This is a genomic window from Streptomyces sp. Z26 (assembly GCF_003665095.1).
GTDB lineage: Bacteria > Actinomycetota > Actinomycetes > Streptomycetales > Streptomycetaceae > Streptomyces > Streptomyces phytohabitans.
Genome location: NZ_RCHV01000001.1, coordinates 1 through 5640, shown reverse-complemented (window position 1 = coordinate 5640; position 5640 = coordinate 1). Strand labels below are relative to the sequence as shown.

Annotated in this window: 2 protein-coding genes and 3 pseudogenes; 1 reads left to right on the top strand and 4 read right to left on the bottom strand. The window is 77.2% G+C overall.

Features of this window, described 5'->3' with window-relative positions; genetic code table 11:
* Nucleotides 1-715 (top strand): annotated as a pseudogene (locus D7M15_RS00025) (phosphatase PAP2 family protein); the annotation flags it as partial.
* A 206-nt stretch (nt 716-921) separates the two neighbouring features.
* Here D7M15_RS00025 and D7M15_RS00020 read toward each other — a convergent pair.
* The 4 genes and pseudogenes from D7M15_RS00020 to D7M15_RS00005 all read right to left on the bottom strand — a co-directional run bounded on the left by D7M15_RS00020 (nt 922) and on the right by D7M15_RS00005 (nt 5510).
* Complete coding sequence (locus D7M15_RS00020) at nt 922-1719, bottom strand: ECF transporter S component (RefSeq protein WP_121515581.1); 798 nt, start codon at nt 1717-1719, stop codon at nt 922-924.
* A gap of 79 nt (nt 1720-1798) precedes the next feature.
* Nucleotides 1799-3551, bottom strand: a pseudogene (locus D7M15_RS00015) (ATP-binding cassette domain-containing protein).
* Nucleotides 3548-4739, bottom strand: a pseudogene (locus D7M15_RS00010) (CbiQ family ECF transporter T component). Before D7M15_RS00010 ends, D7M15_RS00015 begins: the two co-directional pseudogenes overlap by 4 nt.
* A 36-nt stretch (nt 4740-4775) precedes the next feature.
* Nucleotides 4776-5510 carry an SCO2322 family protein gene (locus tag D7M15_RS00005; protein WP_240649059.1) on the bottom strand — a complete coding sequence of 245 codons (735 nt, stop codon included), beginning with the start codon at nt 5508-5510 and terminating at the stop codon, nt 4776-4778.
* Nucleotides 5511-5640: the final 130 nt, after the last annotated feature.

Below are 5640 nucleotides of genomic sequence, written 5' to 3'. Positions count from 1 at the left end.
TCCTGTCCCGTACGGCCGACAGCTGGGCCACCCCGGAGCCTTCCGGTCCGTTCACCCGCCCCAACCTGCTGCTGGAACTGCTGCTGATCCGCGTCGGCTACTGGGGCTACTCCTACGTGCGCGGCCAGGCCGACGACGGCGTCGGTACCGCCGAGGCGCACGGCACGCAGATCCTCGACATCGAGGGATGCTGCACGTCGACTGGGAGCACGCGCTCAACCAGTTCACGGTGCGGCACCCGTGGATCGAGGAGTTCTGCAACTTCTACTACACGACGTTCCACTTCCTCGTCCCGATCGCGCTGCTCGCGCTGCTCTACGTCCGGCGCCCGCCGTCGTACCGCGAGTCGCGCACCGCGCTGAGCTTCGCCACCGTGCTCGGCCTGGTCGGCTTCTGGTTCTACCCGCTGGCGCCGCCGCGGCTGATGCCCGGCCTCGGCTTCATCGACACGGCGCACGGCCCGCAGGACCTGAGCGACCCGGACTTCGGGGCGCTGACGGAGCTGTCCAACCAGTACGCGGCGATGCCGTCGCTGCACGTCGGCTGGTCGCTGTGGTGCGCGGTGGTGATCGTACGGCTGACCCCGAACGTGTGGCTGCGGGCGCTGGGCGTCCTCTACCCGCTGATGACCACCTTCGTGGTGATGGCCACCGCCAACCACTACCTGCTGGACGCCGTGGGCGGTGTCGCCGTGATCGCGGCGGGCTTCGGCCTCCAGCGGCTCACCGCGCGCTTCCTGCCGGTGACGGAGCCGGAGGCGGGTACGGAGACCACGGCGGACGCGGTGACGCGTACGGCGGACGCGGGCACGCCAGCCGGAGCGGAGCCGGAGGCCGAACCCGAGCCCGGGAAGGCCGCCGACGAGCAGCGGGACGGCGAGCGCTCCGGGGCGTCCGCCCCGGCGCGTAGCCGCCCCGGCGGTCACGGCTCCGGCCGCTCCGGCGGCGCGAACGCCACCGGCGCGTCGAACGCCGCGCGCCGGGTGGCCCGCCGCAGCGCCTTCAGCACGGCGCCGCCCACGGTCAGCGTCAGCACGACCGTGAGCGCCGCGCGCGGCAGGTCCCAGCCCAGGGACGTGGCGAGGACGTACGCGAGGAAGCGCGACAGGTTCGCGCCGAGCGGGTCGCCGGGCACGAAGGAGACGCCGGAGCCGAGCCCGGCGATGTACGTCCAGCCCTGGAGGTTCATCGCCGTGCCGTAGAGGACGGACGCGACGGCGCCGTACGCGGCGAGCAGCAGCAGTTCGGGCCGTCCTCGCAGGGTGTCGGGGCGGGGCAGCAGCCCGGCGCCCATGGACACCCAGCCCATGGACAGCATCTGGAACGGCAGCCACGGGCCGACCCCGCCGGTCAGCAGCGCCGACGCGCACATCGACACCGCGCCCAGCACGAAGCCGAAGCCCGGCCCCAGCACCCGCCCGGACAGCACCATCAGGAAGAACATCGGCTCCAGCCCGGCCGTACCCGCGCCCAGCGGCCGCAGTGCCGCGCCCGCCGCCGCGAGGACGCCGAGCATCGCGACGGCCTTCGCGTCGAGGCCCGCGTCCGCGACGGTCGCGACGGCCACCGCGAGCAGCAGCGGCAGCAGCGCCGCGAACAGCCACGGCGCGTCCCGCGCGTGCGCGAGCCCCGACGCGGAGTCGGCCAGCAGCGGCCAGCCGAACGCGGCCACCCCGGTCGCGGAGACCAGCGCGAGCGCCGCCACCGAGCGGGGGCCCAGCCGTACGGCCGTGCCTGCCGTACGGGCCCGGCCCGCCGCCCGGACGCGCCGCCCGTACGCGGCTTCCCGGCGCGCGCCCTCACCGCCCCGCCCCTCGGCGCGGTCCCGCGGGCGCGAGCGCGGCCCGTACCTGCGGCACGGTCAGCCACGGGCCCGGCGCGAGGATCTTGGCGACCTGCGGGGCGAAGGCGGGTGAGCCGGTGACGACCTCCGGGGTGGGGCCGTCGGCGACGACGTCGCCCTCGGCGAGGATGACGACGCGGTGGGCGAGTTCGGCGGCGAGTTCCACGTCGTGGGTGGCGAGGACGATGGCGTGCCCGGTGGCGGCGAGTTCGCGGAGCACGGCGACGAGGCGGCCCTTCGCGGCGTAGTCGAGGCCGCGCGTCGGCTCGTCCAGGAGCAGCAGCGGGGGAGCGGCGGTGAGGATCACCGCGAGGGCGAGCGCGAGGCGTTGGCCCTCGGACAGGTCGCGCGGGTGGGTGGTGTCCGGCACGTCCGGGAGCAGCCGGGCGACCAGCGCGCGGCAACTGCCCGGCGCGGCGCCCGCGTCGGCGTCGGCCGCCGCGCACTCGGCGGCCACCGTGTCCGCGTACAGCAGGTCCAGCGGCTGCTGCGGAACCAGCCCGACGTGGTGCAGCAGCCGGTCCGGCGGAGTCCGGTGCGGTACGGCCGACCGGCCGCCGGTGTCCCCCTCCCGGCCGGTGGCGGGGCGGTGCCGGAGGCGGGCCAGCAGCCCGGCGCGCGCCTCCGGCGCCCGCGCCGTCCCCGGACCGCCGGGCAGGGACGCGGGCCCCAACAGGACGCTGCCGCCCGCCGGTTCGTACATCCCGGTCAGGGCGCCCAGCAGGGTGGACTTGCCCGCGCCGTTGCGGCCCATCAGGGCCACCGTCTCGTACGGCCGCACCCGCAGGTCCAGCGCGCGCAGCACGTCGCGCGGCCGCGCCGTACGGTCAGCGCCCGTACGTCCGCCGCCGGTGGCGCCCCGGGAGCCGGTCCGTCCGCGTGGGGCGTGGTGGCGCGGCGGGCAGCCGGTCGCGCAGGGGGCGGCGCGGCGGCGGGCGTCGCGTACGGACAGGGGGAGCGGTGCCCAGCCCGCCAGCGCGCCGAGTTCGGCCACCGGCGGCCGTACCGGCGACAGCGGCATGACCTCCTCCGGCGTGCCGAGCACCGGCGGGGCGCCGGGCCCGGGGAGCAGGAGGACGCGGTCGGCGTACTGCACGACGCGTTCCAGCCGGTGCTCGGCCATCAGCACCGTGGTGCCGAGGTCGTGCACGAGGCGTTGCAGCACGGCCAGCACCTCCTCGGCGGCGCCCGGGTCGAGCGCGGACGTCGGCTCGTCGAGCACCAGGACGCGCGGGTGCACGGCGAGTACGGAGCCGATGGCCACGCGCTGCTGCTGCCCGCCGGAGAGCGTGGCGAGCGGCCGTTCGCGGAGGCGGCCAGGCCGAGCAGGTCGAGGGTCTCCTCGACGCGGCGGCGCATCACGTACGGGGGAGGCCCACGGACTCCATGCCGTAGGCGAGTTCGTCCTCGACGGTGTCGGTGACGAAGTGGGCGAGCGGGTCCTGCCCGACGCTGCCGACGACGTCGGCGAGTTCGCGCGGGCGGTGCGTACGGGTGTCGCGGCCGTCGACGGTGACACGTCCGTGCAGCGTGCCGCCCGTGAAGTGCGGCACCAGCCCGGAGACCGTGCCCAGCAGCGTGGACTTGCCGACCCCGGACGGGCCGACCAACAGGCAGAGTTCGCCCTCCGGCACGGTGAGGTCGACACCGTGCAGCGCGGGCGCGGCGGCGTCCTCGTAGGTCACGGAGACCTGCTCGAAGCGGATCACGGCGACTCCTCGGAACGGTGCGGGCGGTACGGGGGCGGCTCCGGACGGCGCTCCGGCTCGGCGTCGCGCTCCGCGCCGCGTTCCGGCTCCGGGCCGGTGGGCGCGGGTGGCAGCGGCGCGACGAACGCGGGCAGCAGCCCGAGCAGCAGCGACGCGGCGGGCCAGAGCGGGAGTTCGGGTGCGGCCAGCGGTACGGTCGCGGGCCGCAGCGCCTCCGGCCACCGCCCGTCGGCCCAGACGGTCGCCGCCGCGACGGCCGCCCCGGACCCGGCGACCAGCCAGGCGCGTACGCCCCAGCGGTCGGGCCGGTGGCGGCTGCGTACGCTGCGCCGCCCGCCGAGCCGCAGCCCCGCGAGCGCGGCGGCCAGCCCGGCGGCCAGCAGCGGTGTGCCGTACGCGGCACCGTCCGCCGTGAGCCGCGCGTACGTCCCGACGCAGACCCCCAGCAGCCCGCCGAGCACCAGCGCGGACGTGGCGTGGCGTACGGGCGCGGGCACGTGCGCCGTACGCCCGTAGCCGCGCGCGTCCATCGCCGCCGCCACCGCCACCGAACGCTCCAACGCACCTTCCAGCACCGGCAGTCCGACCTGGAGCAGTGCCGCGACCCCCCGGTCCGCGCGCCCGCGCAGCCGCCGGGCGGCGCGCAACCGCCGTACGTCGGCGACGAGATGCGGCGCGAACGTCATGGCCACGACGACGGCGACACCCACCTCGTACAGCGCCCCCGGCAGGGACTTCAGCAGCCGGGCCGGGCTGGCCAGGGCGTTGGCGGCGCCGACGCAGACGAGCAGCGTGGCCAGCTTCAGCCCGTCGTACGCGGCGAACAGCATCCCTCCGCCGTCACCCGGCCGCCCACGCGCACGCCCTGCGCCCAGTCGGGAGCGGCAGTTCGGGCAGCGTGACCAGGACGTGCGTGCCCGGGATCGGGGAGCCGAGGAAGAAGGCGAACACCAGCCGGATCAGCAGCACCAGAAGGCCCAGCTTCAGGAACGCGACGTACGAGTGGGCCCAGGGCGCGTCCGTACGGCGTGCCGCCACCACGTAGCCCGCGACGGTGACGAGCAGGGCCAGCAGCAGGGGGTTGGTCGTGCGGGAGGCGGCCGTGGCGAGGCCGAGGGCCCAGAGCCACCAGGCGCCCGCGTGCAGCGCGTTGCCGCGCGCCGCCTCGGGGGCGCGTAGCCGGGACAGGGCGCGCGGCGCGGTCGGTGTCCGGGGCGCGCGCGGTCATCCGCGGCGACGGCGGCGGGTACGCCGATACGCGGCCGCGCCGAGCGCCAGCACGGCCCCGACCCCGGCGGCGGCGCCGAGGGACGGCGGGACGCCCCCCTCGTCCCCACCGTCCCCGTCGTCGCTCTCCGCCGTACCGCCGTCGGCCGCCGTCCGCTCGCCGCAGCCGGACTCCGGGTAGCCCGCGATCGCGCACAGCAGCGCGTCGGAGTTGTAGCGCAGCGGCTCCGCCTCGGCCGCCAGCGCGTCGGCCGCCGTACCGCTGCCCGCGTCCACCCGCGCGCAGGCCGTACGGGGCGCGGGCGGCCGTTCGCCGGAGGGCGCGTCGGCGGCCGTACCGAAGTCCACGACCAGCGCCACCCGCGCGCTCCCGGACCGCCGCTCCTCGCGCAGACGCGGCGAAGTCCGCCGCGCGCGCGGCTTCGTCGCGGAGTCCTCGCTGACGCCGAAACGGAAGCCCAGCACGTCGTCGACGGGCCCTGCGAGGCGTACGACCAGGCGCCGTCGGCGCGCTCCCGACCAGTAGCGGTAGCCGGCCCGCGCCGCGCGCGTCGACCGGACCCGCCGCGAACGGGGCGACCGCCGCGTACAGCGCCACCGCCGCCACGGCCGCGCCCGCCTGCTGCTTCCGGCGCCCGCTGAACAGGAGCCGATGCCGCCCGGCGCCGTCCTTGTCGTCGTCCTCCTCCGGCGGCGCGTCCTTCGCGGGCGCGGGCCGGTCAGCCGCTTCACCAGTCGGCGCCGCCGAAGTCGCGCGGGTCGCCGTCGGCGGCGTGCGCGGCCAGGACGAGCGCCGAGCGCCGCCGGTCGGCGGACTTCGCGTGTCCTCCAGCCAGTCCATCCTCGTCGTGGCCGCTGGCCG